The organism is Candidatus Darwinibacter acetoxidans (genome assembly GCF_041936445.1).
GTDB lineage: Bacteria > Bacillota > Limnochordia > Darwinibacteriales > Darwinibacteriaceae > DTU010.
The window spans coordinates 1-26152 of sequence record NZ_JBHGXH010000323.1; the positions used below are offsets into that span (position 1 = coordinate 1).

Annotated in this window: 30 protein-coding genes; 28 read left to right on the forward strand and 2 right to left on the reverse strand. The window is 60.3% G+C overall.

What is annotated here, in order from left to right:
- Positions 1-253 precede the first annotated feature (253 nt).
- Together acpP and rnc are read left to right on the forward strand one after the other, a co-directional pair.
- Complete coding sequence (acpP, locus tag ACE4YL_RS13635; protein ID WP_461358537.1) at positions 254-499, forward strand: acyl carrier protein; 246 nt, start codon at positions 254-256, stop codon at positions 497-499.
- A 57-nt stretch (positions 500-556) separates the two neighbouring features.
- Complete coding sequence (rnc, locus tag ACE4YL_RS13640) at positions 557-1240, forward strand: ribonuclease III (RefSeq protein WP_461358538.1); 684 nt, start codon at positions 557-559, stop codon at positions 1238-1240.
- Here rnc and ACE4YL_RS13645 read toward each other — a convergent pair.
- Positions 1234-1797 (reverse strand): hypothetical protein, encoded by a 564-nt coding sequence (locus tag ACE4YL_RS13645; RefSeq protein ID WP_461358539.1) that lies wholly within the window; start codon positions 1795-1797, stop codon positions 1234-1236. The two genes, rnc and ACE4YL_RS13645, sit on opposite strands and share 7 nt — an antisense overlap.
- Before the next feature lie 228 nt (positions 1798-2025).
- On the opposite strand from ACE4YL_RS13645, the gene ACE4YL_RS13650 reads away from it, so the two are divergent.
- From ACE4YL_RS13650 to ACE4YL_RS13730, 17 genes are all read left to right on the forward strand, one after another.
- Positions 2026-2718: a sigma-70 family RNA polymerase sigma factor gene (locus tag ACE4YL_RS13650; RefSeq protein ID WP_461358540.1), complete on the forward strand. Its 693-nt coding sequence runs from the start codon at positions 2026-2028 to the stop codon at positions 2716-2718.
- Positions 2719-2791: 73 nt separating this feature from the next.
- Entirely contained in the window at positions 2792-6340 is a 3549-nt protein-coding gene (gene smc, locus ACE4YL_RS13655; RefSeq protein WP_461359858.1) for a chromosome segregation protein SMC, read from the forward strand.
- Positions 6341-6358: 18 nt separating this feature from the next.
- Positions 6359-7336 (forward strand): signal recognition particle-docking protein FtsY, encoded by a 978-nt coding sequence (ftsY, locus tag ACE4YL_RS13660; protein WP_461357900.1) that lies wholly within the window; start codon positions 6359-6361, stop codon positions 7334-7336.
- An 88-nt stretch (positions 7337-7424) separates the two neighbouring features.
- Positions 7425-7778 (forward strand): YlxM family DNA-binding protein, encoded by a 354-nt coding sequence (gene ylxM, locus ACE4YL_RS13665; protein ID WP_461357877.1) that lies wholly within the window; start codon positions 7425-7427, stop codon positions 7776-7778.
- 11 nt (positions 7779-7789) lie between these two features.
- Positions 7790-9121 carry a signal recognition particle protein gene (gene ffh, locus ACE4YL_RS13670; protein WP_461357878.1) on the forward strand — a complete coding sequence of 444 codons (1332 nt, stop codon included), beginning with the start codon at positions 7790-7792 and terminating at the stop codon, positions 9119-9121.
- Between the two features lie 31 nt (positions 9122-9152).
- A complete protein-coding gene (gene rpsP / locus ACE4YL_RS13675; RefSeq protein WP_461357879.1) occupies positions 9153-9425 on the forward strand; it encodes a 30S ribosomal protein S16 in 273 nt (90 codons plus the stop codon).
- A gap of 9 nt (positions 9426-9434) precedes the next feature.
- Positions 9435-9674: a KH domain-containing protein gene (locus ACE4YL_RS13680; protein ID WP_461357880.1), complete on the forward strand. Its 240-nt coding sequence runs from the start codon at positions 9435-9437 to the stop codon at positions 9672-9674.
- A complete protein-coding gene (rimM, locus tag ACE4YL_RS13685; protein WP_461359859.1) occupies positions 9646-10197 on the forward strand; it encodes a ribosome maturation factor RimM in 552 nt (183 codons plus the stop codon). The genes ACE4YL_RS13680 and rimM overlap by 29 nt, the downstream gene beginning before the upstream one ends.
- A 15-nt stretch (positions 10198-10212) precedes the next feature.
- Positions 10213-10986: a tRNA (guanosine(37)-N1)-methyltransferase TrmD gene (trmD, locus tag ACE4YL_RS13690; RefSeq protein WP_461357882.1), complete on the forward strand. Its 774-nt coding sequence runs from the start codon at positions 10213-10215 to the stop codon at positions 10984-10986.
- A complete protein-coding gene (rplS, locus tag ACE4YL_RS13695) occupies positions 10958-11308 on the forward strand; it encodes a 50S ribosomal protein L19 (protein WP_461357883.1) in 351 nt (116 codons plus the stop codon). The genes trmD and rplS overlap by 29 nt, the downstream gene beginning before the upstream one ends.
- A gap of 84 nt (positions 11309-11392) precedes the next feature.
- Positions 11393-11956: a signal peptidase I gene (gene lepB, locus ACE4YL_RS13700; protein ID WP_461357884.1), complete on the forward strand. Its 564-nt coding sequence runs from the start codon at positions 11393-11395 to the stop codon at positions 11954-11956.
- A complete protein-coding gene (gene ylqF, locus ACE4YL_RS13705) occupies positions 11956-12789 on the forward strand; it encodes a ribosome biogenesis GTPase YlqF (RefSeq protein ID WP_461357885.1) in 834 nt (277 codons plus the stop codon). The genes lepB and ylqF overlap by 1 nt, the downstream gene beginning before the upstream one ends.
- Positions 12765-13355: a ribonuclease HII gene (locus ACE4YL_RS13710; RefSeq protein WP_461357886.1), complete on the forward strand. Its 591-nt coding sequence runs from the start codon at positions 12765-12767 to the stop codon at positions 13353-13355. The genes ylqF and ACE4YL_RS13710 overlap by 25 nt, the downstream gene beginning before the upstream one ends.
- Complete coding sequence (locus ACE4YL_RS13715) at positions 13352-13696, forward strand: YraN family protein (RefSeq protein WP_461357887.1); 345 nt, start codon at positions 13352-13354, stop codon at positions 13694-13696. The genes ACE4YL_RS13710 and ACE4YL_RS13715 overlap by 4 nt, the downstream gene beginning before the upstream one ends.
- The gene (locus tag ACE4YL_RS13720) at positions 13693-14856 is read left to right on the forward strand and encodes a D-alanyl-D-alanine carboxypeptidase family protein (protein ID WP_461359860.1); all 1164 of its coding nucleotides are present in this window, start codon (positions 13693-13695) and stop codon (positions 14854-14856) included. Before ACE4YL_RS13715 ends, ACE4YL_RS13720 begins: the two co-directional genes overlap by 4 nt.
- Before the next feature lie 153 nt (positions 14857-15009).
- On the forward strand, positions 15010-15510 hold the full coding sequence (locus tag ACE4YL_RS13725; RefSeq protein ID WP_461359861.1) for an Lrp/AsnC family transcriptional regulator: 501 nt from the start codon (positions 15010-15012) through the stop codon (positions 15508-15510).
- Entirely contained in the window at positions 15507-15962 is a 456-nt protein-coding gene (locus ACE4YL_RS13730; protein ID WP_461359862.1) for an Lrp/AsnC family transcriptional regulator, read from the forward strand. The genes ACE4YL_RS13725 and ACE4YL_RS13730 overlap by 4 nt, the downstream gene beginning before the upstream one ends.
- Position 15963: 1 nt before the next feature.
- Here the strand turns inward: ACE4YL_RS13730 and ACE4YL_RS13735 are convergent, their stop codons facing one another.
- Positions 15964-17397, reverse strand: coding sequence for a YifB family Mg chelatase-like AAA ATPase (locus tag ACE4YL_RS13735; protein ID WP_461359863.1), 1434 nt, complete (start codon positions 17395-17397; stop codon positions 15964-15966).
- Between the two features lie 127 nt (positions 17398-17524).
- Between ACE4YL_RS13735 and ACE4YL_RS13740 the strand changes: the two genes are divergently transcribed.
- The 9 genes from ACE4YL_RS13740 (at position 17525) to flgB (ending at position 26151) form a co-directional block, all read left to right on the forward strand.
- Positions 17525-17758 carry a hypothetical protein gene (locus ACE4YL_RS13740; protein ID WP_461357892.1) on the forward strand — a complete coding sequence of 78 codons (234 nt, stop codon included), beginning with the start codon at positions 17525-17527 and terminating at the stop codon, positions 17756-17758.
- 14 nt (positions 17759-17772) lie between these two features.
- Positions 17773-18783 carry a DNA-processing protein DprA gene (gene dprA, locus ACE4YL_RS13745; protein ID WP_461357893.1) on the forward strand — a complete coding sequence of 337 codons (1011 nt, stop codon included), beginning with the start codon at positions 17773-17775 and terminating at the stop codon, positions 18781-18783.
- 55 nt (positions 18784-18838) lie between these two features.
- On the forward strand, positions 18839-19237 hold the full coding sequence (locus ACE4YL_RS13750) for a DUF494 family protein (protein WP_461357894.1): 399 nt from the start codon (positions 18839-18841) through the stop codon (positions 19235-19237).
- Positions 19238-19264: 27 nt separating this feature from the next.
- A complete protein-coding gene (topA, locus tag ACE4YL_RS13755; protein ID WP_461357895.1) occupies positions 19265-21352 on the forward strand; it encodes a type I DNA topoisomerase in 2088 nt (695 codons plus the stop codon).
- Complete coding sequence (gene trmFO, locus ACE4YL_RS13760; RefSeq protein ID WP_461357896.1) at positions 21352-22686, forward strand: FADH(2)-oxidizing methylenetetrahydrofolate--tRNA-(uracil(54)-C(5))-methyltransferase TrmFO; 1335 nt, start codon at positions 21352-21354, stop codon at positions 22684-22686. Before topA ends, trmFO begins: the two co-directional genes overlap by 1 nt.
- The gene (gene xerC, locus ACE4YL_RS13765) at positions 22674-23579 is read left to right on the forward strand and encodes a tyrosine recombinase XerC (RefSeq protein ID WP_461357897.1); all 906 of its coding nucleotides are present in this window, start codon (positions 22674-22676) and stop codon (positions 23577-23579) included. Before trmFO ends, xerC begins: the two co-directional genes overlap by 13 nt.
- A gap of 24 nt (positions 23580-23603) precedes the next feature.
- The gene (gene hslV / locus ACE4YL_RS13770) at positions 23604-24149 is read left to right on the forward strand and encodes an ATP-dependent protease subunit HslV (protein ID WP_461357898.1); all 546 of its coding nucleotides are present in this window, start codon (positions 23604-23606) and stop codon (positions 24147-24149) included.
- Positions 24150-24169: 20 nt separating this feature from the next.
- A complete protein-coding gene (hslU, locus tag ACE4YL_RS13775) occupies positions 24170-25543 on the forward strand; it encodes an ATP-dependent protease ATPase subunit HslU (protein WP_461359864.1) in 1374 nt (457 codons plus the stop codon).
- A 209-nt stretch (positions 25544-25752) separates the two neighbouring features.
- Complete coding sequence (gene flgB, locus ACE4YL_RS13780) at positions 25753-26151, forward strand: flagellar basal body rod protein FlgB (protein ID WP_461366934.1); 399 nt, start codon at positions 25753-25755, stop codon at positions 26149-26151.
- Position 26152 lies beyond the last annotated feature (1 nt).

Here is a 26152-nt window from a genome sequence, read left to right on the forward strand (position 1 = left end):
GCGGCGAGATGTGGTATTCTTATGTTCAGGAACCATAGCTAAACCCTCCGTATCGTGTTAGTTTGGTTACCAACATCATACAGGGTTTCTGGCTGTGGTTCCATTCATTTCTTCGTGTTGCATTTCATTCTACAATGAGCCCCACCTAGGAATTGCAACTTAGTACTTGCCAGGGTTTGAGGTATGTAGTAGCATGAATATGCCGCTGTGCAGTAATATTAACTGGAGAACGTGGAGAAGGAGGTGACCTAACATGGGAGATTTTGACGAGAGGATTTTTGAAAAGGTCAAGACAATCATCGTGGAACAGTTGGGGATCAACGAGGCGGAGGTAACGCCAGATGCCTCCTTTGTGGAAGATCTGGGAGCTGACTCACTGGATGTGGTGGAACTGATTATGGCTCTCGAAGAGGAATTCGACCTGAAGATCACCGATGAGGAAGCCGAGAAAATCGCAACGGTGCGCGATGCGGTGATATATATTTCCGAGCAGTTGTAAGGTGTAAGGTCCCAAAGCCGCTTTGCTTTGGGACCCTTGAGATCAAAGGAGGGTACCATGAACCTGGAGAAGGAGTTGATCCAGGCTGTCCAGGAGAAACTGGGCTATCACTTCCAAGAGCCGCGCCTTTTGGAGCTGGCCCTCACGCACCGTTCGGTGGCCCATGAGCCCCAGAGCAACAACGAACGCCTGGAGTTGTTGGGCGATGCGGTGCTGCAGCTCACGGTGAGTACTTACCTGTACCGGCGCTTTCCCCAGATGCCCGAGGGTGAGCTGGCCAAGACCCGCTCCCTCTTGGTGCGGGAATCCACGTTGGCGGAGATCGCCCGGGAGCTGGAGCTGGATCGCTATCTGCAGGTGGGGGAAGGGGAACGGCGCAGCGGAGCGCAGCAGAGGGATTCGCTGCTCTGCGATGTGCTGGAGGCGGTGTACGGCGCCATCTACCTGGATGGCGGCTTTGCCCGGGCCCAGGAGGTGATCCTTCGCCATCTGCCGGCCTGGGATGCGGGGGAGCTGGCCCTGCTGGATGCCAAGTCGACCCTGCAGGAGTACTTCCAGCAGAGGGCCAAGAAACTCCCCGTGTACACCTTAGTGCAGGAGAGCGGGCCGGATCACGATAAGCGCTTTGTGGTGGAAGTGCACTTCGAGGGAGAGTTTCTAGGTGTCGGCAGCGGTACCACAAAAAAAGAAGCCGAGCAGGCAGCGGCTAGACAAGCCCTGGCCAGACTCGGTCTTCAGTAGCGGCGGTGTTGGGTGATAATCACACCCACCCTGGTTAGGGTAGCGGGATAGTGCTGCAGGGTGTTGGGCTCCAGCACATGCCCATCGATCACTTTGCCAATGAGGAAGCGCTGCTCGGTCTTGAACAGCATCCACTGCCCCTTTTCCGGGACGGCCGCTTCACAGATAATCAGGACATCATTCGCCAAAAACCAGGGACTGTATTCGTTGGTGCCCACGCTGATGGCGAACAAGCCCTGTGGTTGGGGATGGCTGTGCAGGTAAAACCATTCCCCCATGGGCTTTTTTTGTCTGGGATTCCAGCTGAAGAGGGGCAGGCAGACCAGATAATGGGCTTTCCCGCCGATCTCCACGGAAAAGGGGCTGGGCAGGGCGCTTTCTTCACCGAGCACCAGCCGTTTAAACTCGTTGATACCCCGGATGTTTCCCTTTTCCAACCAATAGTAAACCGATTTGCTGTCGGCGAATTTGAGCTGGGCTGCAATTTCTCGCACGGTGATGCTGGGATTCTGCTTGATCAGTGCTGCCATCTGGGCTAGGTAGTTCGAATACTGCAACTCAACCGCCTCTCCTCATTGGTTTTCATTAAGACATTCCCCGCCCAAAAACCAAAAACCTTTACATAAGCTCTGGTTGAAAGCGCCCCTAGGTGCGCCTTTGGTCCGGGAAATATCCATAGACTATGGAAGGAAAGGCGGCGGGAGATCCTCCCCGAGGAATGTTGGGCTGAGCCATGCATATACATGGACTAGGTAAGCCTGGACAGAGAAGGGGAGGTCGATGCCATGCAGCGCGACAACCAGGCGGTTGACTTGGAACTGATTCGGCGGGTGCGGGCTGGCGAGGAAGGCGCCCGGGAGAGCCTGGTGTTGAAATACATACCCATGGTGAAGTACATCATCCGCAACTACTACTCATCCTTCCTGGACTTTGAGGATCTGGTGCAGGAAGGGCTCATCGGCTTGCTCAGCGCCATTGAGGAATACAAACCGGAACGCTACGATGTGAAGTTCAGCTCCTTTGCTTATCTGTGCATCATCAGGCGGGTGTACAACGTCATCAAACAGTCCACCGGAAACAAGCACCGCCTCCTTAACGAAGCCGCCTCGCTGCAGACCCCCGTGGGCAGCGATGATGGCCGGACTATGCTGGATTTTGTGGCGGCTCCCCTCAACCAGTTCGACCCGGAGAAAGTGCTGGAGGAAAAATACGTGGACGAAGTGATCGGCCAGGTGCTGCGCAACCACCTCTCCCTTTTGGAGTACGCGGTGATCAGCCGCCTGCTCAAGGGTTACTCCGCCCGGGAGATCGAGGAGGAGATCGGTGTGGGGCTCAAAGTCATCGACAACGCAAGGACCCGGGTGCGCGCCAAGCTGCGCAGGCTCTTGGAGGAATACGGCTCGCTGCTCAGCCCCCAGGTGCCCACCGATGTGCGCCGGCGGGAGGATCTTTATCTGCAGCTTCCCTTGGGCAGGTAGCGGGAAGCAGTTCTTTTTTCTTCCAAGGTATGGTACAATGGGCAGGGATTAGTACTGGTCTTGGAGGAATTTTATGCGTCTTAAGCGCCTGGAAATCCAAGGGTTCAAATCGTTCGGGCAGCCGGTGACCCTGGAGTTCGGCCCGGGCATCACCGCCATTGTGGGCCCCAATGGAAGCGGTAAGAGCAATATCTCCGACGCCCTCCGCTGGGTGCTGGGGGAGCAGAGCGTGCGCAGCCTGCGGGGCAGCCGCCTGGAGGATATCATCTTCGCGGGTTCCGACGGCAAAAGGCCCGTGGGCATGGCGGAGGTGCGGGTCACCTTAGACAACTCCGACGGCTATCTGCCCCTGGATTACTCGGAAGTGACCATCACCAGGCGGGTCTACCGCTCTGGAGATAGCGAATTTTTCATCAACAAGCAGAGCTGCCGCCTGAAGGATATCCAAGATCTTTTCACCGATACCGGTTTAGGGCGGGAAAGCTATGCCGTGGTGGGCCAGGGCCAGATCGATCAGGTGCTCAGCGTGCGCTCGGAAGACCGCCGCATCCTCCTGGAGGAAACCGCGGGTATAGTCAAATACAGGCAGCGTAAGGAAGAGGCCCTGCGCAAACTGGAAGAAACCAGTGTGGACCTGCTCCGGGTGACCGATGTCCTCCACGAGCTGGAAAGCCAGCTGGGACCCTTGGAAGAGCAGGCTAAACAAGCGCGCCTTTATCTCTCCTTGGCTGACCAGCTGCGCGCAGCCGAGCTGGATTATTACCACCTGGTGTGGGAATCCCTCAGCCGGCGGGCGGTCAAGGTGGAAGAAGACCATCAGCGCCTGCAGGCGGAATACGCCGCGGGCAAGCTGCAGCAGGACAGCCTGGAGGATCGGGCCGCGGCCTTGGAAGCCCAGGAGAACCTCCTGCAGGAAGAGATCGAAGCCAAGCGGCAGGAACTTGCCGAGCTCATGGAGGCCTACCAAGAGACCCTCCACAGCATCGAGCTCCATAGGGAGCGGGTGAAAAACCAAAAAGTTCGCCGGGAGCAGCTGGATGCCTTAGTCGGTGCCAAGGAGGGAGAACTGGCCCTCCTTGCGCAGGAGGAGGACAAGCTCCGCGGCGAGCTGGAGGGTCTTTTGGAACAGCTGCGGGCCCAGGAGCAGGCGGTGGCCAGTGCGGCCAAAGCCGTTTCTGGCCTCCAGGAGCGGCAGAGGCAGGCCCGGGGCGCGGTGGATCGGCTCAAGGACGAGTTCTTTGAGTTCATGCGGGAGCTGGCCGATAAGCGCAACTTCCAGCGCAGCTTCCACCAGCGGCGGGAAGGCCTGGAGCAGCAGCTGAGCCGGGCGGACCAGGAGCTTGCTGAAGCGGAAGAACGCCTCGCTGCCCTGGAAGCTGAACTGCAGGCGCTCCAAAGGCGGGGAGAAGAAATACAGGAGCTGCTTCGCCGGCAGGCCGGGCAGGAGCGGGAGCTTAAGGCCCAGGCCGCCGCGCTGGAGGCGTCGCTCCAGGCCCTGGAGGGGCGCCGCCGGGAGCTGGAGGCCCAGCAGGCTCGCCTCACGGCGCGCCTGCGCACCCTGCAGGAGCTGGAGGAAGGCTACGAAGGTTACGCCGCGGGCGTGCGCCGCATCCTCCAGAGTTCAGAGATGTCCCCTTTGGTCCTGGGTACGGTGGCCGATGTGATCCAGGTGCCCGAGGGCCTGGAGACCGCTTTGGAAGTGGCCCTGGGCTCGGGCCTGCAGAACCTGATCACAGAAGGGGAAAAGGAAGCGAAAGCCCTCATCGCCTGGCTGCAGAAGGTGCAGGGGGGTAGGGTTACCATCCTGCCGCTGGAGACGGTGCAGGGCTCCGAGTTTTCGCCGCAGGCCAGAGCCCTTTTAAGCCAGCCCGGGGTTTTAGGACCCGCCCTGGAGCTCATTGGCTGCGAAGCCCGCTTCCGGCCGGCCCTGGCCTCCCTCTTGGGGCGGGTGGTGATCACCGAGGATCTGGATACCGCCCTGCGCCTTAGGCGGACGCTCAAGCAGTTTGCCCGCATCGTGACCAGGGACGGCTCGGTGGTCTTTCCCACCGGCGCCATGACCGGCGGCAGCTGGAATGCCCGCACCGCGGGGCTGCTGGCCCGCAAGGGCGAGCTCACCAGGCTGGAAAGGGAGCTGGAAGCCCTAGCCGGCAAGCTGGCTGCGGTCCGGCAGGAGCAGGGCCAGCTCTCAGGGCAGCTGGCCCAAAACGAAGCCTCTTTGAACCAGCTCCAAGGGGAGATCGTCGAGGCTAAGCTCGCCCTCCAGGGAGCAGCCCAAAAAAAAGAGCAGGTGGGCAGGGAGCGGGAAAGGCTGGCCTTAAGCTCCCGGGAGCTTAAGGCCAGGCTGGCGGATCTGCAGGGGGCCCTGGACGCCTTAAGTGCCGAGTATGAGCAGGCCGCCGCGGAGGTTAGCCAACTGGAGCTGGAAGAGCAGCTCCTCAGGGAGCACATCCACAAGGAGGAAGAGGGCTTGGCGGAGCTGGCCGCTTCCCTGGAACAGCTCAGTCAAGAACATACCGGCCAGCAGCTGCACCTAGTGGAGCTGAAGGGCCTTTTGGAAAACAAACGCACGCAGCTGAGCAACCTGGTGCGGAGAAAAGAGGAAGCCCTGGCCGCGGTGGACCAGGCCCAGGGGGAAATGACGGAGCTCGCCGCGCAGCAGCGGGAAAATGAAGCCTACATAGAACAAGCCGCCGCGGGCAATGCCCAGCGCCAAGTGGATCAGCAGGAACTCCGCCGGGAGCTGGAGGAGAAGCTTGCGGCCCGCCAAGGGCTGCAGCAAGAAAAGGCGGAGCTCGGGGCAGAATTAAAGGAGGTGCAGCGGGAGCAGCTGCGCCGGGAAAGGGCCCTCTACAGGCTGGAAGTGGAACTGGGTCAGCTGGAGAGCCAGGAGGAGCAGGTAAGAGAAACCCTGGCTGAACGGGGGCTTTCCCTGGCGGCCATTCTCAACCGGGAGGTACAGGCCAAAGAGCCGGAGCTGAAGGCCAGAATCGAAGAACTGCGGCAGCAGATCCGGGACCTGGGCCTGGTCAACCCCACGGCCCATGAGGAATACGAGCGGGTCCTGGAGCGCTGTTCCTTCCTGGAGAACCAACTGGCGGATCTCAATGAGGCCCGGGCCGGCCTTTTGGATGTGATCAGCGAAATGGATAAGCTCTGCCGCACCAGGCTGCAGGAAGTGTTTGACCAGGTGCGCCTGGAGTTCCAGAAGCTGTTCAGCTGGCTGTTCCAGGGCGGCAGTGCCGATCTGGTCATGACCGACCCGCAGTCCATTCTGACCACGGGCATTGATGTCTTGGCCCGACCCCCCGGGAAGAAGCTCCAGAACCTGCTGCTGCTTTCCGGTGGAGAGCGGGCCCTGACCGCCATCGCCCTGCTCTTTGCCATCAGGCGGGTCAAACCGGTACCCTTTTGGGTGCTGGATGAGATCGATGCCACCCTGGATGAGAGCAACCTCCACCGCTTCAACCAGCTCATGCAGGAGTTTGCCCAGGATACGCAGTTTTTGGTGGTCACGCACCGCCAGACGACCATGGAAAGTGCCCATACCCTCTACGGGGTAACCATGGGAGAGGAAGGGGTCTCCCAGATCATCTCAGTGGCATTGAAACAGGAGGAGTAACAAGTGTTTTGGAAGCGTATGTTCGGTGACAAGTCCGCCTCCGAAAAGGCCCAGGAAGCCAGCGGGGAACAGGAGAGCGGTTTTTTTCGCAAACTAGTCAGCGGTCTGGAAAAGACCAAACAGAATTTGGTGGCCAAGGTGGAACAGATCACCAGCGGCCGCAAGGTGGATGAGGCCCTCTTTGAGGAGCTGGAGGAGGTGCTCATCCAGGCGGACTGCGGGGTGGCCACGGCCATGTTCCTCGTGGACCAGCTCAGGGAAAGGGCCCGCACGGAAAGGATTACCGAGGCCGAGGAGCTGAAAACCATCCTCCAGGATGAGATGGTGGCCCTGTTGGAGAAAAACGCGGCGCCCCTGAAAACGCCCGGGGAAAAGCCCTATGTGATCATGGTGGTGGGGGTAAACGGCGCGGGCAAGACCACCACCATAGCTAAGCTGGCCCACCGTTTCAAGCAGGAAAACGCCAAGGTGCTCCTGGCCGCGGCGGATACCTTCCGGGCAGCGGCCATCGACCAGCTGGGCGTGTGGGCTAACCGCCTGGGTGTGGAGCTCATCGCCCATCAGGAAGGATCTGACCCGGCCGCGGTGGCCTTCGATGCCGTGAGCGCCGCCAAAGCCCGGGGCAGTGATGTTTTGATCATCGACACCGCGGGCCGCCTGCAAACCAAGGTGAACCTCATGGCGGAGCTGGGCAAGATTCACCGGGTCGTCCAGCGGGAACTGGGCCGGGACCTGGATGAAGTGCTGTTGGTGGTGGATGCCACCACCGGGCAGAACGCGCTCTCCCAGGGGAAGATCTTTCAGGAAGCGGTGCCCCTCACCGGCATTGCCCTCACCAAACTGGATGGCACCGCCAAGGGCGGCATCGTCCTGGCCCTCGCCAGCGAGCTGGAGCTCGCGGTGAAGCTGGTGGGAGTGGGGGAACAGTACGAGGACCTACAGGATTTCGATGCCCGGGCCTTTGTGGCTGCCCTCTTCGGCGGAGGGGAGAGTTAAGTTTTTGGGGTGTCAAGAGATAGTGCTTGACAAGACCCCCGGGGCTGGCTATACTTAGGTAGTGTAAAGTGATTATGCTTAACAGGAGATGGCCATGGAAAAGACGCTCCGCATGAGCCTGCTGTTTGACTTTTACGGCGCCCTGTTGACAGAGCGTCAGCAGGATGTGTTCCAGCTCTATTTCGGCGACGATCTCTCCCTGGGGGAGATCGCCGAGGAGCTGCGCATCTCGCGCCAGGCCGTGTACGATACCTTGCGGCGGGTGGGCCTGATTCTCGAGGAGTTCGAAGCTAAGCTGGGCCTGGTGCAGAAGCACCAAGAGCGGCAGCGCATTTATGAAGAGCTGCTCACGCTTTTGGCCCAGGTGCGCAGCCGCTGCGGAGATCTGCCTGAACTAGCAGCCATGGAAGAGCAAATCCAAAAAGCGCGCGCCGCGAGTTAGGAGAGACTGGCATGGCTTTTCAAAACCTATCATCCCGCCTGCAGGAGACCATGCGCAAACTGCGGGGCAAGGGCCGCCTCAGTGAAAAAGATGTGGACCAGGCCCTGCGGGAGATCCGCTTAGCCCTCTTGGAGGCGGATGTTAACTACAAAGTGGTGCGGGATTTCATCGCCCATGTCAAAGAGCGGGCCACGGGCCAGGAGGTGCTGGGCAGCCTCACCCCGGGCCAGCAGGTGATCCGCATCGTCAACGAAGAACTCACCCAGCTCATGGGGGGTACCCAGGCCAAGCTGACCCTGGCCAGCCAGCCCCCCAGCGTGATTATGCTGGTGGGCCTGCAGGGCTCCGGCAAAACCACAACCAGCGGCAAGCTGGCCCGGCTGCTCAAAAGCCAGGGACACCGGCCCCTTTTGGTGGCCTGTGACGTCTACCGCCCCGCGGCGATCAAGCAGCTCCAGGTCCTGGGTGAACAGCTGGAAATCCCGGTGTTCAGCATGGGCGAGCAAAACCCGGTGGATATCGCCAAGGCCGCCTGCAGCCACGCCCGCCGCTTCGGCAATGATGTGGTTCTTTTGGATACCGCGGGCCGCCTGCACGTGGATGAAGAGCTCATGGACGAGCTGGTGGAGATCAAGTCCGCGGTCAATCCCGTGGAAATCCTGCTGGTGGTTGATGCCATGACCGGCCAGGATGCGGTGAATGTGGCCGAGGCCTTCAATGAGCGCTTGGAACTGGGCGGAGTGATCCTCACCAAGCTCGACGGCGATGCCCGGGGCGGCGCGGCCCTGTCGGTGAAGGCGGTGACGGGTAAGCCCATTAAGTTCGTGGGGGTCAGCGAGAAAATGGACGGCTTGGAGCCCTTCCATCCCGACCGCATGGCTTCCCGGATTTTGGGCATGGGTGATCTCCTCACCTTGATCGAAAAGGCCGCCCAGGCCGTGGACCAGGAAAAAGCGGAGAAGATGGCGGCCAAACTCAAAGAGGCCGAGTTCACCCTGGAGGATTTCCTGGAGCAGATCGGCCAGATGAAGGAGATGGGCCCCATCGACCAGCTCATGGGGATGATCCCGGGCCTGGGGGCTAAGCAGCTCAGGGGTTTGGAAGTGGATGACAGCCACTTGAAGAAAATCGAGGCCATCATCAACTCCATGACACCGGAAGAGCGCCGCAGACCGGAGATCATCGGCGGTTCCAGGCGCAAGAGGATCGCCTTGGGATCGGGCACCAAGGTGCAGGATGTGAACCGCCTGCTCAAGCAGTTTGCCCAGACCAAGCAGATGCTGAAGCAGTTTGCCAGCCCCAAAGGGCGCAAGAAAAGGGGAATGTTTTCCCTGTTCCAATAGATGCAGCTTGCTAAGTGGGAGGTGAGGGACAATGGCAGTGAAAATCCGTCTGAAGAGAATGGGCGCGAAGAAGAGGCCGTTTTACCGCTTGGTTGTGGCCGATTCGCGAGCCGCTCGGGATGGCGCGTTCATCGAGAGCATAGGCTACTACAACCCCATCGCCGAACCTGCGGAGATTGAAATCGACGAGGAGAAGGCGTTGGATTGGTTGCGAAAGGGTGCCCAGCCCTCGGAGACAGCAAAGTCGCTGTTGAAGCGTACGGGAATTCTGGAGAAGTTTGCCGCATCCCGTAAGGAAGGGTAGGAGGTCAGTGTGAAGAACTTAGTTGAATTTATCGGCAAGTCTCTGGCCAGCCATCCAGAAGAGGTCGTGGTGGACGTCCGGGAGAAAGGTCGCGAACTGGTCTATACCCTGTATGCGGCGCCTGATGATATGGGGCGCCTGATCGGCAAGGGTGGGCGTATTGCCAACGCCATCCGCACCGTGGTGAAAGCCTCCGCCATCAAATCAGGGGTTCAGGTCCATGTGGAAATCGAAGAAAGACAAGCCTAAGTGGATTGTCGTGGGGGAAGTGGTCGCCAGCTGGGGCAACCGCGGCGAGGTGAAGATCATTGCCCACACGGAGTTCCCCGAGCGCTTTCAGCAGATGGAGGCGGTGCGGTTGTTTCCCCGGGACAGCGACGAACCGGTGGGTTCGTTTCCCCTGGAGTCCTGCCGGGGACACAAAGACGGCCTGCTTCTCAAGCTCAAGGATGTGGACAGCATTGACCAGGCGGAAAAGCTGCGGGGCATGCTGATCAAGGTCAGCGTAGATGAGCTGATGCCGCTCCCACCGGGCCGCTATTACATCTTCCAGATCATCGGCCTGGAGTGCCGGACTGAGTCCGGAACGCCTTTGGGAGTGGTCACCGATGTCCTGCAGACGGGGGCCAACGATGTTTACGTGGTCAAACCCTATAAAGGGGTGACCAGGCAGAAGGAGATCCTCATCCCGGTCATTCCCCAAGTTGTGAAGGATATCCGTCCGGAAGAGGGCGTGCTTGTCATCGAGCCCATGGACGGTATGCTGGAATGAAGTGGGGGTGAGCACATGCACTTCGACATCCTCACCCTGTTTCCCGAAATGTTTGCTGGGCCCTTGGGCACAAGCATGATCGGGAAAGCCAGGGAGCGGGGCCTGCTGTCAGTGGAGGTTTGGAATATTCGTGATTATGCCCTGGATAAGCACAGGACGGTTGATGACACTCCCTATGGGGGAGGCGCAGGCATGGTCCTGCGGCCGGATGTTTTGGTCCGGGCCATTGAGGCCGTGCGGGGCAGCTCCAGCGCCCCGGTGATCTACCTATCCCCCCAGGGGCGGGTGTTCAACCAAGAACTGGCGGCAGAACTGGCCAGGCTGCCCCGGGTGATTCTCCTCGCGGGGCACTATGAGGAAATAGATGAGCGTGTGCGCCAGCACTGGGTGGATTGGGAACTATCCATTGGGGACTATGTCCTAACCGGCGGAGAACTACCTGCCATGGTGGTTGTGGATGCGGTGGCTCGGCTGCTCCCGGGGGTGTTAGGCGATGCCAGCTCCCTGGAGGAGGAGTCCTTCCAAGATGGTCTGCTGGATTATCCCCAGTACACCAGACCAGCCGTTTTCCGTGACCTGGCGGTGCCGGAGGTGCTGCTCAGCGGGCACCATGAACAGATCCGCCGTTTTCGCTTGAAAGAAGCCCTGCGGCGCACGCTCCTGCGGCGCCCAGATCTCCTGCGGCAGCGGGAGCTGTCGGCAGAAGAACGTGAAATTCTAGAAGAACTGATTCAGGAGCATTCCTGTGAAGGGAGGGTAAATGGCAGTGGATGTAATCAGAACGATTGAGCAAGAACAGCTGCGCACCGATCGTCCTGAGTTCGGCCCCGGCGATACCGTGCGGGTACACGTGAAAGTCGTGGAGGGCAACAATGAGAGGATTCAGGTGTTCGAAGGCGTAGTGATCAGAAAAAGTGGCGGCGGCCTCAGGGAGATGTTCACCGTAAGGAAGGTTTCCCAAGGGGTCGGTGTGGAAAGGACATTCCCGCTCCACTCGCCTCGTGTTGACAAAATTGAAGTGGTTCGCCGCGGTAGAGTCCGCCGGGCTAGGCTGTACTATCTCAGGGAGCGCTCCGGCAAGGCGGCCCGCATCAAGGAGCTCCGCCGGTAGCCGGGGGAGAACCTTTCCCAAGGGGAGTGGGGATGACACTCCTCTTTTTCTAATCTGCCAACAGGGAAGGTGGGAGGCACGGATATGGCCAAGTCGCAGTTAAGGGAATATGCCGAGGCTCTGCTGGTTTCGGTGGTGCTGGCGGCCCTGATCATCTTGTTTATCGCCCAATCCTTTTTGGTGGAGGGCAGTTCCATGGAGCCATCCTTCCATGATGGCCAGCGCCTCATGGTGGAAAAGGTCAGCTACCGCTTCAGCGAACCTAAACGGGGGGATGTGGTGGTGTTTAGGTACCCCGGCGATCCCCGCCGCAAGTTCATCAAACGCGTGATCGGCCTGCCCGGCGATGAAATCGTGATCAAAAACGGCTTTCTCCACATCAACGGACAGCGCATCGAAGAAGACTATATCAACGGGCCCACCTACGGAACGTACAGTGCTCCCACGTTCGGACCGGTCTTGGTTCCAGAAGGCCATTACTTCGTGCTCGGGGATAACCGGCGCAACAGCGATGACAGCCGCTATCCCGATGTGGGCTTTGTGCCCCGGAAAAACATCGTGGGCCGGGCACTCTTTGTCTACTGGCCCCTGAGCCAGGTCAGCTGGATCAGCATACCCCCGGCCCTGGAAAGGATCGGCACCAGATAATGACCATCCAGTGGTACCCCGGGCACATGACCAAGGCCAAGCGCCAGATCCAAGAGGCGCTGAAACTGGTGGACGGCCTTCTGGAAGTGGTGGATGCGCGGGTTCCCTCAAGCAGCCGCAACCCGGATCTGCTGGAGCTCACGGCCAAACCCCGCATCATTGTCCTGACCAAAACCGACTTGGCTGATCCGGCCAAGACCAAAGAGTGGCTGGATTTCTGGCAGTCCCAAGGTGAAAGGGCGGTGGGGGTGAACCTGCTCCAGGGCCGGGGGGTGGGTCAGCTGAGAAATGTGGTGGCCCGCACCTTTGCCGGCTCTAGGCGCCAGCCCCGGCTTTTGGTTGTGGGCATTCCCAACGTGGGCAAGTCCGCGCTGATCAATGCCTTAACCCGCAAAAAAGGAGCACAGGTGGGGGCCAGGCCCGGCGTGACCAGGGGTAAGCAGTGGCTTTCCGGCGGCGGGATGCTGCTTTTGGACAGCCCGGGGATTCTCTGGCCCAGGTTTGAAGATCAGGAAACGGCAAGGCGCCTGGCTGCGGTGGCCGCGATCCGCGATGAGGTCTTGGATCAAGCCGGCTTGGCCTCCTGGCTTTTAAACTGGCTCCGGGAGCACTATCCCCAAGGGCTGCAGGAGCGCTACGGCAGGCTGGAGGCCCCCAGCGCTTTGGAGGAGATCGGCCGCAAGCGGGGCTGTCTTTTGCCCGGCGGTGAGGTGGATCTGCACCAAGCGGCCGCTTTCGTGCTGAAGGATTTCCGCACCGGGAAACTGGGGGCAGTGACCCTTGACCAGAGTCCGAGCGAGGTGCAGGGATGCAAAAACTGGAAAAACACTTAAGGCAGCAGGGTTTTCGCCGAATAGTGGGAATAGATGAAGCGGGGAGGGGTCCCCTCGCGGGGCCCGTGGTCGCGGCTGCGGTGCAGATCCTCCCGGCAAGCTTCGGGGTGGAGATCCGCGATTCCAAGGCTCTGTCCCCTAGAAAACGGGAGCTGGCCTACGAAGAAATATTGCGCACCTGTTTGGTGGGTGTGGGCAGGGCCAGCGTTGAGGAAATCGATGAACTGAATATCCTGGAGGCCACGTTTCTGGCCATGCGGCGCGCCCTGGAGGCGCTGCCGGTGGAGCCGGATCTCTGCCTGGTGGATGGTAATCTAACCATCCCTGGTCTGCGCTGGCCCCAGAAGGCCGTGGTCAAAGGCGATCAGCTCTCGCTTTCCATAGCCGCGGCCAGCATTGTGGCCAAGGTGGAGCGGGATCGGATCATGGAACATTACCACGAGCTTTATCCCATCTACAATTTCCGGAAAAACAAGGGCTACCCCACGAAAGAACACCGCGCGGCCATCGCCAAAGCCGGGCGCTCCCCTGTGCACCGCCGCTCCTTTCGATGTGCCGGCCTATGACCAGGGGGCGGCGCTTTGAGAGGCTGGCCCGGGATTTCCTGGTCAGCCAGGGGCTGCGCTTTGTGGAGGCCAACTTCGCCACACGTTTTGGGGAAATCGATCTGATCATGCTGGATGGCCGGGTTTTGGTGTTTGTGGAGGTGAAATACCGCAGCTCCGAACGGTTTGGCACCAGCTTGGAGCAGGTGACGCAGGGGAAAATCCGCAGGATCAAACTCGCGGCCCAGGCTTATCTCCAGGCCTACCCCGCACAGGTGGAGGCGGTGCGCTTTGACGTGGTGGGCATCAGTCCAGAGGGGAAAGGTTACAGATTTAATTGGGTGAAGGGAGCTGTTCAATGAAACACTGGTTTAAAGCACTCATTCTCTGCCTCATTCTGCTTTTGGTCTTGCCAAGTACCATCCTTGCTCAGCAGGAACCCGCCCCGGAGATCAGCGCGCGGGCGGCGGTTCTCATGGACTACCAGTCCGGACAGATTCTCTTCGCCAAAAACGGTGATCAGCCCCATGTGCCCGCGAGTTTGGTGAAGATCATGACCATGTATGTGGCCCTGGACCAGATCAAGGCCGGCCGGGCCAGCCTGAGCGATACCGCGGTGGTTAGCGAGCGGGCCTGGCGCATGATCGGTTCCCGCATGTTTCTTGAGCCCGAAGAAGTGGTCACAATTGAGCAGCTGCTCACGGGTATCGCCGTGGTCTCGGGGAACGATGCCTGCGTGGTTTTGGCCGAAGCCCTGGCGGGGAGCGAGGCGGCCTTCGTGCAGATGATGAACGAAAAGGCCGAGGCCTTAGGCCTTCCCCTAAGTTTTGTGGATCCCCACGGCCTCTCGGCGGATAACGTGGTCACCGCGGAGGGCGTGGCCCGTTTGGTGCGGGCGTACCTAACGGATCATCCCGATGCCATCCGCTTCCACCAGCAGCTTTCCTTCAGCTATCAGCCCCGTTCAGCCAAGACACCCATCGTCCAGAACAACCGCAACGGCCTTTTGCGCACCTTTGAAGGGGCCGACGGGCTGAAGACGGGTCACCTGGAGGCGGCGGGCTACAACCTGGTGGCCACCGCGGTGCAGAACAACCGCCGGTTGATCGCGGTGGTGCTGGGGTCCAGCAGTGAAGCCAAGCGGGAGGAAGAAGCGGCGGCCCTGCTCACCTACGGTTACCGCAACTTCGACCTGGTGAATATTGCTCCCCTGCTCAATGACAAAACCACCCGGGTGTACAAGGGCAGTAAGTCCCAGGTGGGTTTGATGGTGGCAGAACCAATCATCGCCGTGCCCAAGGGAGTGGGCGCCACAGTGAGTGTTGGCCTCCAGACCAAAGAGGTGGAGGCACCTGTGGCCAAGGGCACCCCGGTTGGGGTGCTCAGTATCTATCTCCAGGAGGAACTGGTGAAGCAGGTTCCCCTCCTGGCCGCGGAAGAAGTGGAAAGGGGCAGCTGGTTGAAGATCATGTGGGATAACGCCACCCGGTTTTTTCGGGACCTAATTCGCAAACCCAGGTGAGGCCAGCTCCCGGCTGTTTCCAGAAAGCAGTAGAGACTCTCGCCAGTGGGGTCTCTTTTTCTGTGGCAATAATTATTTTACTTTCACAAGGAGAAGTCGCTTTTTCGTAGAAAATGAGATACGAAATGATGAAATAAGTAGGGGACAGAAAGGGTGAGGACAGTGCAGCCGCTTACTCTCGATGACCTGGATAAGAAGATCTTGGGCTACCTGCAGCAGGATGGCCGCATGACCTTTGTCACGTTAGCGGCCCATCTAGGCGTTTCCGAGGGTACCATCCGCAAGCGCGTCAAGCGGTTGGAGGACGCCGGAGTGCTGAAGACCATGGGGGTGACCGATCCCTTGAAAATGGGCCTGGACACCGTGGCCTTCATCTGGTTTAAGGTAGACCGCCTCCATCTAGAAACGGTGATCGCCGCCTTAACGCAGCTCAGCGAAGTCCGCTATCTGGTGGTCACCACCGGCGGCTATGATCTGGTGGCCATGGTGGTTCTGCCCAACCGCACACAGCTGGTGCAGCTCCTCAATGACAAGCTCTCGCAGATCGAGGGTATCATCAGCACAGAAACATCTATTGTCCTGCAGATCCACAAGCAGATCCACGAATGGGCACCCTTCAAGGAGTATGTAGACAAGGAGGTCTCCCACGGATGAACGGATTTGTGCTTGATGAATTTGATCGGGAAATAATCCGCTTGCTGCAGCAGGACGGCCGCATGCCCTTTTTGACCATCGCCAACAGGCTGGGCTTGGCGGAGGGCACAGTGCGCCGCCGGGTAGCCAAACTGCGCAGTGAGGGCCTTTTGAAAATCGTGGGCATTGCCGATCCGTTTAAGGTGGGGCTGCAGACCGTGGCCATCGTGGGCCTCAAGGTGGAAAGGGGCAGGATCGAGGCCATCGCCGAGCAGCTGAGCTCCTTGAAAGAGGTGCGCTATGTGGCCCTGTCCACCGGCAACTACGACCTGGTCATTGAGGTTGTGGTGTCCAACAACGATGAGCTGCTCACCTTTTTAGTGGATAAACTCAGTGAGATTTCCGGGATCAACAACACCGGTACCTCCGTGGTCTTGAAAGTGGCCAAAGAGGATCTGGCCTGGGATATGTAGGCTAGGCCAAGAGGTGTTCATGGGTTTCCCAGCGGTACTGCAGCGCCTCGGCCACCTGCTCTTCGCCAACTTGGCAGGCCCCATCCAGCTGGGCGATGGTCCTGGCGGTGCGCAGCGTGCTATCCACAGCCCGCACTGAAAGCCCCAGGCTCCTTTGGGCCTGGTAGAGAAAGTTCAGGGCCTTTTGGTCTACGGGTGCAGCGTCCCGGCGAAGGAACTCCCCGGGGCTGGGGGGCCAGGGGCGGGGCGCCTCCTCCAGTTCCTTAGGGGAAAGGGGAGCGAGGTAGCAAAAGAGGTCAAAGCGGTCCAGGAGCGGGCCCCGCAGTTTCCTGCGGTATCTGGCTAGATCGTGGCTGGTGCAGGTGCACAGGCGCACAGAACTGCCGAAATATCCGCAGGGGCAGGGATTGGCTGTGGCAATGAGCCAGAAGTCCGCGGGGTAGGTGAGGCTGTGCTCCGCCCGGGCCAGGTGTACCTCTCGATGATCCAGAGGTTCCCGCAGGCTCTGCAGGGCGCTTTGGGAAAACTCGGGGAACTCATCGAGGAGAAGAATGCCCAGATGGGCCAGGGTGATTTCCCCAGGACGGCCGCTTCTGGAGCCGATGAGACCCGCCTGGGACACGCTGTGGTGGGGAGCCCTAAGGGGCCGCTGCACAGGGGGCGGCGAGTCTGCGCTGGTCAGGCCCGCCGCTTCGTAGATCTTGCTTAAGGTGAGCATCTCTTCCCGGCTCAAAGGCGGCAGGAGCCGCCGGGCCTGGGTGGCCAGGAGGGTTTTGCCCACACCGGGTGGACCTAAGAGCAGGATGTGGTGCCGGCCCCGGGCCGCAATCTCCAGGGCCCGCTTGGCCTGGGCCTGGCCCTTGACCAGCGGCTGCTCGGTGGAGGCAGGAGCCTGGGGCAGAGTTAACTGCGGCAGCCCGGGGGCAGCCGCCCGGCCAGCCAGAAACTGCACCAGGTGGGAGAGGGAAGGAGTAAGCACCATGTTTTCGCCCCCGGACAAAGCCGCTTCCCGGCCGTTGGCCTCGGGTAGGATGAGCTGCAAATCGTGGGCCTTAGCCAGTTCCGCCAAACTCAAGGCGCCGCTGATGCGCTTGAGGGTGCCGCTTAAGGAAAGCTCCCCCGCGAAGACCCTCCCCTTAAGGGCCTGGGGCTTGATACTGCCTTGGTGGGCCAGGATGCCCAAGGCGATGGGCAGATCGAAATAGGAGCCGTCCTTGGGATAGTGGGCCGGCGCCAGATTGACCACTACCTTTTGGGCGGGGAACTTGAACCCGGAATTGCGCAGGGCGGAGCGGACCCGCTCCCGGCTTTCCCGCACCGTTTTGCTGGGCAGCCCCACTATCTCAAAACCGGGGAGGCCGGGGCGCACATCCACCTCCACTTCGATGAGAAAGCCTTCGATCCCCGCCGCCACACCGCTGTACACCAAAATCATGGAGACCCCCCTTGACTTTATAGTCAGAATATTGGTATATTTGACATAACTAAGACAAATCCTGCCGATCATAGAAGCAGCCCTTCCTCGGCATGCTACTAGGGAGCAAACAGTGAGGAGGGCTAACTTGCAGTTTGATCTAGGCGCGACCCGCATTTTCCACTGCCCGGTCTGTGAAGTGGATACGCCGCATACCGTCAAGGCCAAAAAAGGCGATATGTACGGCATTATCTGCACCAACTGCTTGGGTGGGGCGGTGGTGAGCGGGCTCGATTTACGAATCTATCAGCTAAAATGGGAAGAGGAGCTGCAGGCGATCCTAAACAGCTTAGTGGAGCATCCGCTCAGGGAGGACGATTGACAGGGAGGAAGAGGATGCGGTGGAGCCCAAGGCAGTATCTCATCGCCTTCAACATGGTCCCAGGGATTGGCGGTAGAAGGCTTTTGGCCCTGGAGGGCCACTTCGGCAGCCTGGCCGCGGCCTGGCAGGCGCCCCTGGAGGCGTTAGCCGCGGTCCCGGGATTGGGCCCCAAAACGGCGGATCAGCTGTACGCCGCCCGCAGGGGCACCTGCCCCCGAAGGGAAGAGGAGTGGGCGGCCGCGCTCGGCGCCAGGATTATCACCCTCTACGATGAAGAATACCCCGGCTACCTACGGAGGCTCGCGGTGCCTCCCCCCGTTTTGTATGTGTGGGGCATCCTGCCCAGGGAACCCGGTTTGGCCGTTGTGGGTACCCGCAGGCCTTCCGCTAGCGGCATCGCCCAGGCGAAATCCTTTACCGCGGAGCTGGTCAGGCGGGGAGAAACGGTGATCTCGGGCCTAGCCCGGGGTATAGATCGCTTCGCCCATCAAACCGCCCTGGATCTGGGCGGGCGCACGGTGGCGGTTCTAGGCTCCAACCTGAAGAACATCTACCCTGGTGAACACCGCGCCCTGGCCCGGCGCATCGCGGAGCAGGGGGCGGTTGTCAGCGAGTTTTCCAGCCGCCATCCCACCGTTCCAGGGAATTTCCCCCGGCGCAACCGGATTATCGCGGGAAGCTCCCGGGGAGTTTTGGTGGTGCAGGCTGGAGCCAGATCGGGGGCCCTGCGCACCGCGGACTGGGCGCTGGATTTAGGGCTGGACATCTGGTCCATTCCCGGTGAAATCAGCGATCCCTTGCGGGCAGGCAATCATCTTTTGATCAAACAGGGCGCCCACCTGGTGACGGATCCCAGCGAGCTATTTGGGGACAAACCTGCGGGCAAAGGGCCAGGCAAGAGCCTAGAGGAGCTCCATGCCGCCGGACGAAATGCCAGCGAAATCGCGGCCCTCTTGAAAAGGCCGGTTCAGGAAGTGCTCATCGAACTTTCCCGGCTGCAGGTAAAACAGGGCCCGCTTGCATAATATTTCTAAAGCTACTATAATGAGGGTAATTCTAACCTGGAAATGAGAGATGAACTTGAGTAAAGATAGAACGCGACGTCCAGTTAGGGCGCTGCTCGCCTCTGGCGAAGTGGAGGAGGGCCTGGATGTGGGACTCTCTGAGCTTTTAGGCAGGCTCGCCCAGGAACTGCAGTTCTCGGTTTTGACCTTAAGCGGCTTGAGACCCGGCGGCAGCCGGGTGTTCAGCCCGTGGGAGCAAGTTTGCCTCAGCAGTGAGACGAGGGATTTCCTCCTGGCCGCCGTCCATGGGGGCATGGTCACTGCGGAGGAGCTGGAGCATGCCCTGGCCCTGCTTTTCGCGCAAACGCAGGGATTTGCTGAACTTGAGGACATCAGGGTCCTCCTGGAAAGCGTCGTGGAGGATCCGGAACGCCAGAGTATGCTGGCGTTATTTGATGCCGATAACTATCACTGAACTAGGGAAGAGCACGGAGGTGGCTGATTGGCTACGTTAATCATTGTGGAATCGCCGGCCAAAGCCAAAACGATCAAAGGCTTTCTAGGCAGGAACTATACAGTTAAAGCATCCCTGGGCCATGTGCGGGATCTGCCCCGCAGCAAGCTGGGCATCGATCTGGAGAACAACTTCGAACCCCGCTACATCACCATCAGGGGTAAAGGCGCGGTGCTGCAGGAACTGCGGGACGCGGCCAAAAAGGCAGACCGCATCCTCCTGGCCACCGACCCCGACCGGGAAGGGGAAGCCATCGCCTGGCATCTGGCGGAGGCCCTGAAGATCAAGGAGCGGGACTGCCGCATTGATTTCCGCGAGATCACCAAGAGCCAGGTGGAGCAGTCGGTCAAAAAGCCCCGACCCATCTCCCAACCCTTGGTAGATGCTCAGCAGGCCCGCCGGGTTTTGGATCGCCTGGTGGGCTACAAGCTTTCACCGCTCCTGTGGTCCAAGGTGAAACCGGGCCTGAGCGCGGGACGGGTCCAGTCGGTCGCGGTTAAGCTCATCGTGGACCGGGAGAGGGAAATCGCGGCCTTTGAGCCTGAAGAATACTGGAACATCACCGCCCTGCTGGAGACGGAAAAGGGAGAGCAGCTGGAAGCTAAGCTCCTGCAGAAGGCGGGGAAGAAAATCGAAATCCCCAATGGGGAAGCGGCAAAGCAAGTTGAGCGGGACGTTTCCGGCGCCAAGTGGGTGGTGGCTGAAGTTAAGACCACAACCCGCAGACGCAACCCCGCGGCTCCCTTTACCACCAGCACCATGCAGCAGGAAGCCGCCCGTAAGCTGGGCTTTACCGCCAGGAGAACCATGCGCGTGGCCCAACAGCTCTACGAAGGCCTCTCCTTGGGGGAGCTGGGCACCCACGGCCTGATCACCTACATGCGCACCGACGCCACCCGGGTTTCACCGGAGGCGGTGGCGGAAGCCCGTGCCTATATCAAACAAACCCACGGCCCGGAGTATCTGCCCAAGGCCCCCCGGCAGTATGCCGCCAAGCAGGGGGCGCAGCAGGCCCATGAAGCTATCCGGCCCACCGCGGTGTCCCGCACGCCGGACGCGATTAAGCAGTACCTCACCAGAGATCAGTACCGCTTGTACAAGCTGATCTGGGAGCGCTTTGTGGCCAGCCAGATGGCCTCGGCCAGCTTCGATGCCACCACGGTGAACATCGAGGTTGGGGACTACCTCTTCCGGGCCACAGGTTCACAGCTGAAGTTCCCCGGCTTTCTGCAGCTTTATGTGGAAGGCAGCGATGATAACGGTGTCGAAAGCGAGCTGGGGGATCGGCTGCTGCCGCCGCTCACCGCGGGTGAGGCTTTGGAGCTGCGCAAATTGAACCTGGAGCAGCGCTTCACCCAGCCGCCGCCCCGCTACAGCGAGGCCACCTTGGTTAAGACCCTGGAAGAGGAGGGCATCGGCCGGCCCAGCACTTATGCCCCCATTATCGAAACCATCGTGGACCGGGGCTACGTCTACCTTGAGGAAAAGCGCTTCCGCCCCACGGAACTGGGGATTGTGGTTGTGGACCTCCTCGCGGAGAGCTTCCCCAACCTGCTAGATGTGGGCTTTACGGCAGCCATGGAGCTGCAGCTGGACAAGATCGAAGAAGGGGAGCTGAGCTGGCAGAGCGTAATCCGGGAGTTTTACGGACCCTTTGCCCAGGACCTGGAAAAGGCCCATGCCGAGCTGGAGCGGATCACGCTACAGGATGAAGTCAGCGATGAGATCTGCGACAAGTGCGGGCGCAACATGGTGTACAAAACCGGTCGGTTCGGCCGCTTTTTGGCCTGCCCCGGCTATCCCGAGTGCAAAAACACCAAACCCATCCTGGATGAGATCGGCGTGGACTGCGCCCTCTGCCAGCGGGAAAACCGCCCAGATGGGCGGCTGGTGCGCCGCAGAACGCGCAATGGCCGCTTTTTCTACGGGTGCAGCAACTATCCCCAGTGCACCTTCACAGCCTGGCAGCAGCCGGTGGCCCAGGTTTGTCCCCACTGCGGGCAGAATCTCGTAGTGCGGAAAAAGGGCGCCAAGCCCACCTGCGCCAACAAGGACTGTCCCGGAGGTGGCAGCTGATGGCAGCGGTAACCGTCATCGGCGGCGGTCTAGCCGGTAGCGAAGCCGCCTGGCAGATTGCCCGGCGGGGTGTTCCGGTGCGCCTGTATGAGATGCGTCCGGTGGTGATGACCCCCGCCCATGAGACAGGGGACCTGGCGGAGCTGGTCTGCTCCAATTCCCTGGGCTCGTCTTTGGACAGCACCGCGGGGGGACTGCTCAAGCGGGAGCTGGAGCTGATGGGCTCCCTGATCATCAAGGTCGCGGAGCAAACCAAGGTGCCCGCGGGCAGCGCTTTAGCCGTAGACCGAAAGCTCTTTGCCCAGGAGGTCACCAGGCGCCTCGAGGAGCATCCTTTGATCGAAATTATCCGGGAAGAATGCCAAGCTATTCCCCCTGGGATCGTGGTCATCGCCACAGGTCCCCTTACCAGCCCTTCCATGAGCTGCGCCCTGCAGAAGCTGACCAAGGCGGAAAACCTCTATTTCTACGATGCCGCGGCCCCCATCGTCCTGGGGGAGAGCATCCGCTACGATCTGGGCTTTTGGGGAGCCCGCTACGGCAAGGGCAGCGCCGATTATTTCAACTGCCCCATGACCAAGGAAGAATATCTGACCTTTTGGCAGGCCCTCACAACCGCGGAAGTGGCACCCCTGCACGGGCATGAGCTGGATGCAGAGGGCTTTCCCGTCTTCGAGGGCTGCCTGCCCGTGGAGGTGATCGCCCGGCGGGGGGAAGATGCCCTGCGCTACGGCCCCTTCCGCCCGGTGGGCCTGGTGGATGTGGCGGGAAAGAGACCGTATGCGGTGCTGCAGCTGCGCCGGGAAAACACGGAAGCAACCCTGTTTAACCTGGTGGGCTGCCAAACCCGCCTGAAGTGGGGGGAGCAGAAACGGGTTTTCCGCCTGATCCCCGCGCTGCAGGAAGCGGAGTTTGTACGCTACGGAGTGATGCACCGCAATACCTTTATCAACTCCCCAACCGTCCTGGAGCCCAGCTTCCAGTTTAGGCAGGAGCCCCGGCTCTTTCTGGCGGGGCAGATTACGGGGGTGGAAGGCTATGTGGAAAGCACCGCCTCCGGGCTTTTGGCCGGTCTCAATGCCGCCCGGCTGTTCCTGGGGCAAGAGCCTTTAACCCTCCCCAGGGAAACCATGTTGGGGAGCCTGGCCCACTACATCGCCACCGCCAGTCCGGAAAACTTCCAGCCCATGAACGCCAACTTCGGCATCCTGCCGCCTTTGGAACCGCCGGTAAGGGGCAAGAAGGAGCGCAAGCTCGCCTACACCCAGCGGGCCCTGGAGGCTTTAACCGGGTTTTGGCGGACAGTCCAGGAGGGATCTCCATGGAGGAGCTAAAAGAGTACCTGGACTATCTCAGGGTCCAGCGCAATCTATCCCCGGCTACCTTGGCTGCTTACGAAAGGGACTTAACCCACTTTCTGGACTTCGCCTGGGAGCAGCTGGAGCTTTTGGACAGACCCCAGAGGCTGCAGGAAGTGGACAAGTACCTGCTGCGGGACTACTTGGCTTACCTGGCTAGAGAAGGCTATGCCCGCTCCAGTATGGCCAGGCGCCTGGCCTCCATCCGGGGCTTTTCCCGTTTCCTCTTTGCCAAGGGCCTGGTTGACCGGGACTTTGCCCTGGCGGTGAACACACCGAAACAGCCCAAGACGGTTCCCGAAACCATGAATATGGCGGAGATCAAAGCGTTTCTGGAGGGCAGCATGCCCGGCCGCACCGAAGCTCTGCGGGCCCGCAACCGGGCCATTTTCGAACTGCTCTATGCCACAGGGATCCGCCTGTCGGAGTTGGTGGGCTTGGATGTGGATGATCTGGACCCGGCCCACCACTATGTGCGGGTGTTGGGCAAGGGGCGCAAGGAGCGCATCGTTCCCGTGGGTGAATATGCCATGGCCAGCCTGCATAACTATTGCCAAAACTACCGCGGGCAGCTGCTTGGGGGAAAGGAATCCTCTGCCCTCTTCTTGAATGCCCAAGGGGAGCGGATTACCCCCAGGGGTGTCCAGTACCTGATCGAAAAGTGCTGCCGCCTCCTGGAGCTGCACAAGAGAATTACGCCCCACACCTTCCGCCACACCTTTGCCACCCACCTGCTGGATCGGGGCGCCGATCTCCGCTCCATCCAGGAGCTTTTGGGCCATGCCAGCTTGTCCACCACCCAGGTGTACACCAAGGTGACCCGCAGTCACCTCAAATCCGTCTATAACCGCGCTCATCCCCGGGCTTAGCCCGGTTGACTGGAGGGACCAGCGATGAAGATCAGCTCCACCACCATCATCGCGGTGCGCAGAGATGACCAGGTGGTGCTGGCCGGTGACGGCCAGGTCACTTTAGGCGAGCGCACCGTGATCAAACACGGCACCACCAAGGTGCGCACGCTGTCCGGCGGCCAGGTCTTAGTGGGTTTTGCCGGCTCCGCCGCGGACGCCATCACCCTTTTTGAGAAACTGGAGCAGAAGCTCAAAGATCATTCCAACCAGCTTTTGCGGGCGGCGGTGGAAATGGGGAAAGAGTGGCGTTCCGACCGCTACCTCCGCCGCCTAGAGGCCCAGCTGGTGGTGGCCGACCGCGAGCTCACTTTGCTCATTGCCGGCAGCGGCGACATTATCGAACCCGATGACGGGGTGATAGCCATCGGTTCAGGGGGTCCCTATGCCATGGCGGCGGGGCTGGCCCTGCTAAAACATACGGACCTTAGCGCCAAGGAGATCGCCGTGGAAGCTCTGCGCATCGCGGCGGATCTCTGCGTCTTTACCAACGACAACATCTCCCTTGTGGAGTTAACCGGTCAAGCCTAGAAAGGGGTGGGAGCGTGGATCTGACGCCGCAGGAAATAGTTGCTGAACTGGACCGTTATATCATCGGTCAAGATGAAGCCAAACGGGCAGTGGCCATCGCCCTGCGCAACCGCTACCGGCGCCGGCAGCTGGCCCCGGATGTGCGGGAGGACATCCTGCCCAAAAACATCTTGATGATCGGCCCCACGGGTGTGGGGAAAACAGAAATCGCGCGGCGGCTGGCCCGCCTGGCGGGCGCTCCCTTTGTGAAAGTGGAGGCCACCAAGTTCACCGAAGTGGGCTATGTGGGCCGCGACGTGGAATCCATTATCCGGGAACTGGTGGATGTGGCCATCCGCATGGTCAAGGAAAAAAGAATGGCCGAGGTGCAGGACCGGGCGGAGGCTCTGGTTGAGGACCGCTTAGTGGAGCTGCTTGTGCCCAGCCCCGCGCCCGCCGCCAAGCTCAATCCCATGGACATCTTCTGGGGCCTTGCCGGCCAGACCCAAGCCCCTAAGCAGTCTCCGGAAGAGGAGGAGAAAATCCAAAAGGAGCGCAAGCGGGTGCGGCAGCTGCTCCGCATGGGGGAACTGGAAGACCGCCTGGTGGAGGTGGTGGTGGAAAAATCGCCCAACTTCTTCTGGGAGATGCCCGGTTCCGGCCTGGATGACCTGGGGGCCGGGGTTAAGGAGATGCTGGGCGATCTGCTCCCCAAAAAGCGGCAGAAGCGCACCATGACCGTGCGGGAAGCCCGGGGAGTGCTCCTCCAGGAAGAAGCAACCAAGCTTTTGGACATGGATGCGGTCATGGCTGAAGCGGTGGCCCTGGCGGAAGAATCGGGGATCGTCTTCATCGACGAGATCGATAAGATCGCAGGAGCCAACGAGAAGAGCGGGCCCGACGTGTCCCGGGAGGGCGTGCAGCGGGATATCCTGCCCATCATCGAAGGCAGCACCGTGATCACCAAGGCGGGTCCGGTGCGCACCGATTACATCCTGTTTATCGCCGCGGGGGCTTTCCATATCTCCCAGCCGGCGGACTTGATCCCGGAACTGCAGGGCCGGTTCCCCATCAGGGTGAACCTCTCCAGCCTGCGGGCGGAGGACTTTGCCCGCATCCTCACAGAACCCAAAAACTCCCTGACCAAGCAGTATGCGGCGCTCCTGGGCACAGAGGGAGTCATTTTGGAGTTCACCAGTGACGGTGTCCTGGCCATCGCCCAGATTGCCGAAGAGGTGAACCGCACCACGGAGAACATCGGGGCCCGGCGCTTGCACACCATCTTGGAACGCCTGCTTGAAGATGTGAGCTTCGCACCGCCTAGGGGCGAGAAAGTGGTGATCGATGCCGACTATGTCCGCCACAAGCTCAGCGGCCTGGTGCAGGATCGGGATCTGACCCGCTACATTCTCTAGTCGCTTTTTGTCAGATATTCTCAAGATAGGCAGGATTTTGCCGGACAATGGCGAAGGAAATAAGAAGTTTGGGGGGGGAGGTTAGGATCTCCCCCTTTTCTGTCCAAGGAATTATGAGTGCAGGACTTCCAATTTGTGTGGCGAAAACGAAGAAACAAGGAAAGATTGTGACATCCATCAGCAAGGGATTTTGGCGAGGAGGTGCCCTGGTGTTCAGACTTGTGGACAGGCTGAGTGTGGGGTTGAGCAAGGCCAGTTTGCGCCAGACTGTGCTGAGCAACAACTTGGCCAACTTCAATACCCCCGGTTTTAAGCGTTCCGACGTGGTGGACAACCCGTCGTTTGCCCGGGAGCTGGCCCGGGCCCAGACCTCTGGCCTGCGCCGGACCCACGCCAAGCACCTGCCGGGGCTGGCGGGCCGGGGTGTTCAGGGTTTTTCGGTGGTGCAGGACCCCACAACCACCATGCGCACCGACGGCAACAACGTGGACGTGGACCGGGAGCGGGTTCTCCTTTTGGAGAATCAGCTGTACTACGAATCCCTAATCGATGCAGTCAGCCGCAAGCTCGGCCAGCTCAGATCAGTGATCGGGGAGGGGAGGAGGTAGC

Coding starts and splice junctions, on each gene's coding strand:
- acpP (WP_461358537.1), top strand. CDS start 254: ATGGGAGATTTTGACGAGAGGATTTTTGAAAAGGTCAAGACAATCATC.
- rnc (WP_461358538.1), top strand. CDS start 557: ATGAACCTGGAGAAGGAGTTGATCCAGGCTGTCCAGGAGAAACTGGGC.
- ACE4YL_RS13650 (WP_461358540.1), top strand. CDS start 2,026: ATGCAGCGCGACAACCAGGCGGTTGACTTGGAACTGATTCGGCGGGTG.
- smc (WP_461359858.1), top strand. CDS start 2,792: ATGCGTCTTAAGCGCCTGGAAATCCAAGGGTTCAAATCGTTCGGGCAG.
- ftsY (WP_461357900.1), top strand. CDS start 6,359: ATGTTCGGTGACAAGTCCGCCTCCGAAAAGGCCCAGGAAGCCAGCGGG.
- ylxM (WP_461357877.1), top strand. CDS start 7,425: ATGGCCATGGAAAAGACGCTCCGCATGAGCCTGCTGTTTGACTTTTAC.
- ffh (WP_461357878.1), top strand. CDS start 7,790: ATGGCTTTTCAAAACCTATCATCCCGCCTGCAGGAGACCATGCGCAAA.
- rpsP (WP_461357879.1), top strand. CDS start 9,153: ATGGCAGTGAAAATCCGTCTGAAGAGAATGGGCGCGAAGAAGAGGCCG.
- rimM (WP_461359859.1), top strand. CDS start 9,646: ATGTGGAAATCGAAGAAAGACAAGCCTAAGTGGATTGTCGTGGGGGAA.
- trmD (WP_461357882.1), top strand. CDS start 10,213: ATGCACTTCGACATCCTCACCCTGTTTCCCGAAATGTTTGCTGGGCCC.
- rplS (WP_461357883.1), top strand. CDS start 10,958: ATGGCAGTGGATGTAATCAGAACGATTGAGCAAGAACAGCTGCGCACC.
- lepB (WP_461357884.1), top strand. CDS start 11,393: ATGGCCAAGTCGCAGTTAAGGGAATATGCCGAGGCTCTGCTGGTTTCG.
- ylqF (WP_461357885.1), top strand. CDS start 11,956: ATGACCATCCAGTGGTACCCCGGGCACATGACCAAGGCCAAGCGCCAG.
- ACE4YL_RS13710 (WP_461357886.1), top strand. CDS start 12,765: ATGCAAAAACTGGAAAAACACTTAAGGCAGCAGGGTTTTCGCCGAATA.
- ACE4YL_RS13715 (WP_461357887.1), top strand. CDS start 13,352: ATGACCAGGGGGCGGCGCTTTGAGAGGCTGGCCCGGGATTTCCTGGTC.
- ACE4YL_RS13720 (WP_461359860.1), top strand. CDS start 13,693: ATGAAACACTGGTTTAAAGCACTCATTCTCTGCCTCATTCTGCTTTTG.
- ACE4YL_RS13730 (WP_461359862.1), top strand. CDS start 15,507: ATGAACGGATTTGTGCTTGATGAATTTGATCGGGAAATAATCCGCTTG.
- ACE4YL_RS13735 (WP_461359863.1), bottom strand. CDS start 17,397: ATGATTTTGGTGTACAGCGGTGTGGCGGCGGGGATCGAAGGCTTTCTC.
- dprA (WP_461357893.1), top strand. CDS start 17,773: ATGCGGTGGAGCCCAAGGCAGTATCTCATCGCCTTCAACATGGTCCCA.
- trmFO (WP_461357896.1), top strand. CDS start 21,352: ATGGCAGCGGTAACCGTCATCGGCGGCGGTCTAGCCGGTAGCGAAGCC.
- xerC (WP_461357897.1), top strand. CDS start 22,674: ATGGAGGAGCTAAAAGAGTACCTGGACTATCTCAGGGTCCAGCGCAAT.
- hslV (WP_461357898.1), top strand. CDS start 23,604: ATGAAGATCAGCTCCACCACCATCATCGCGGTGCGCAGAGATGACCAG.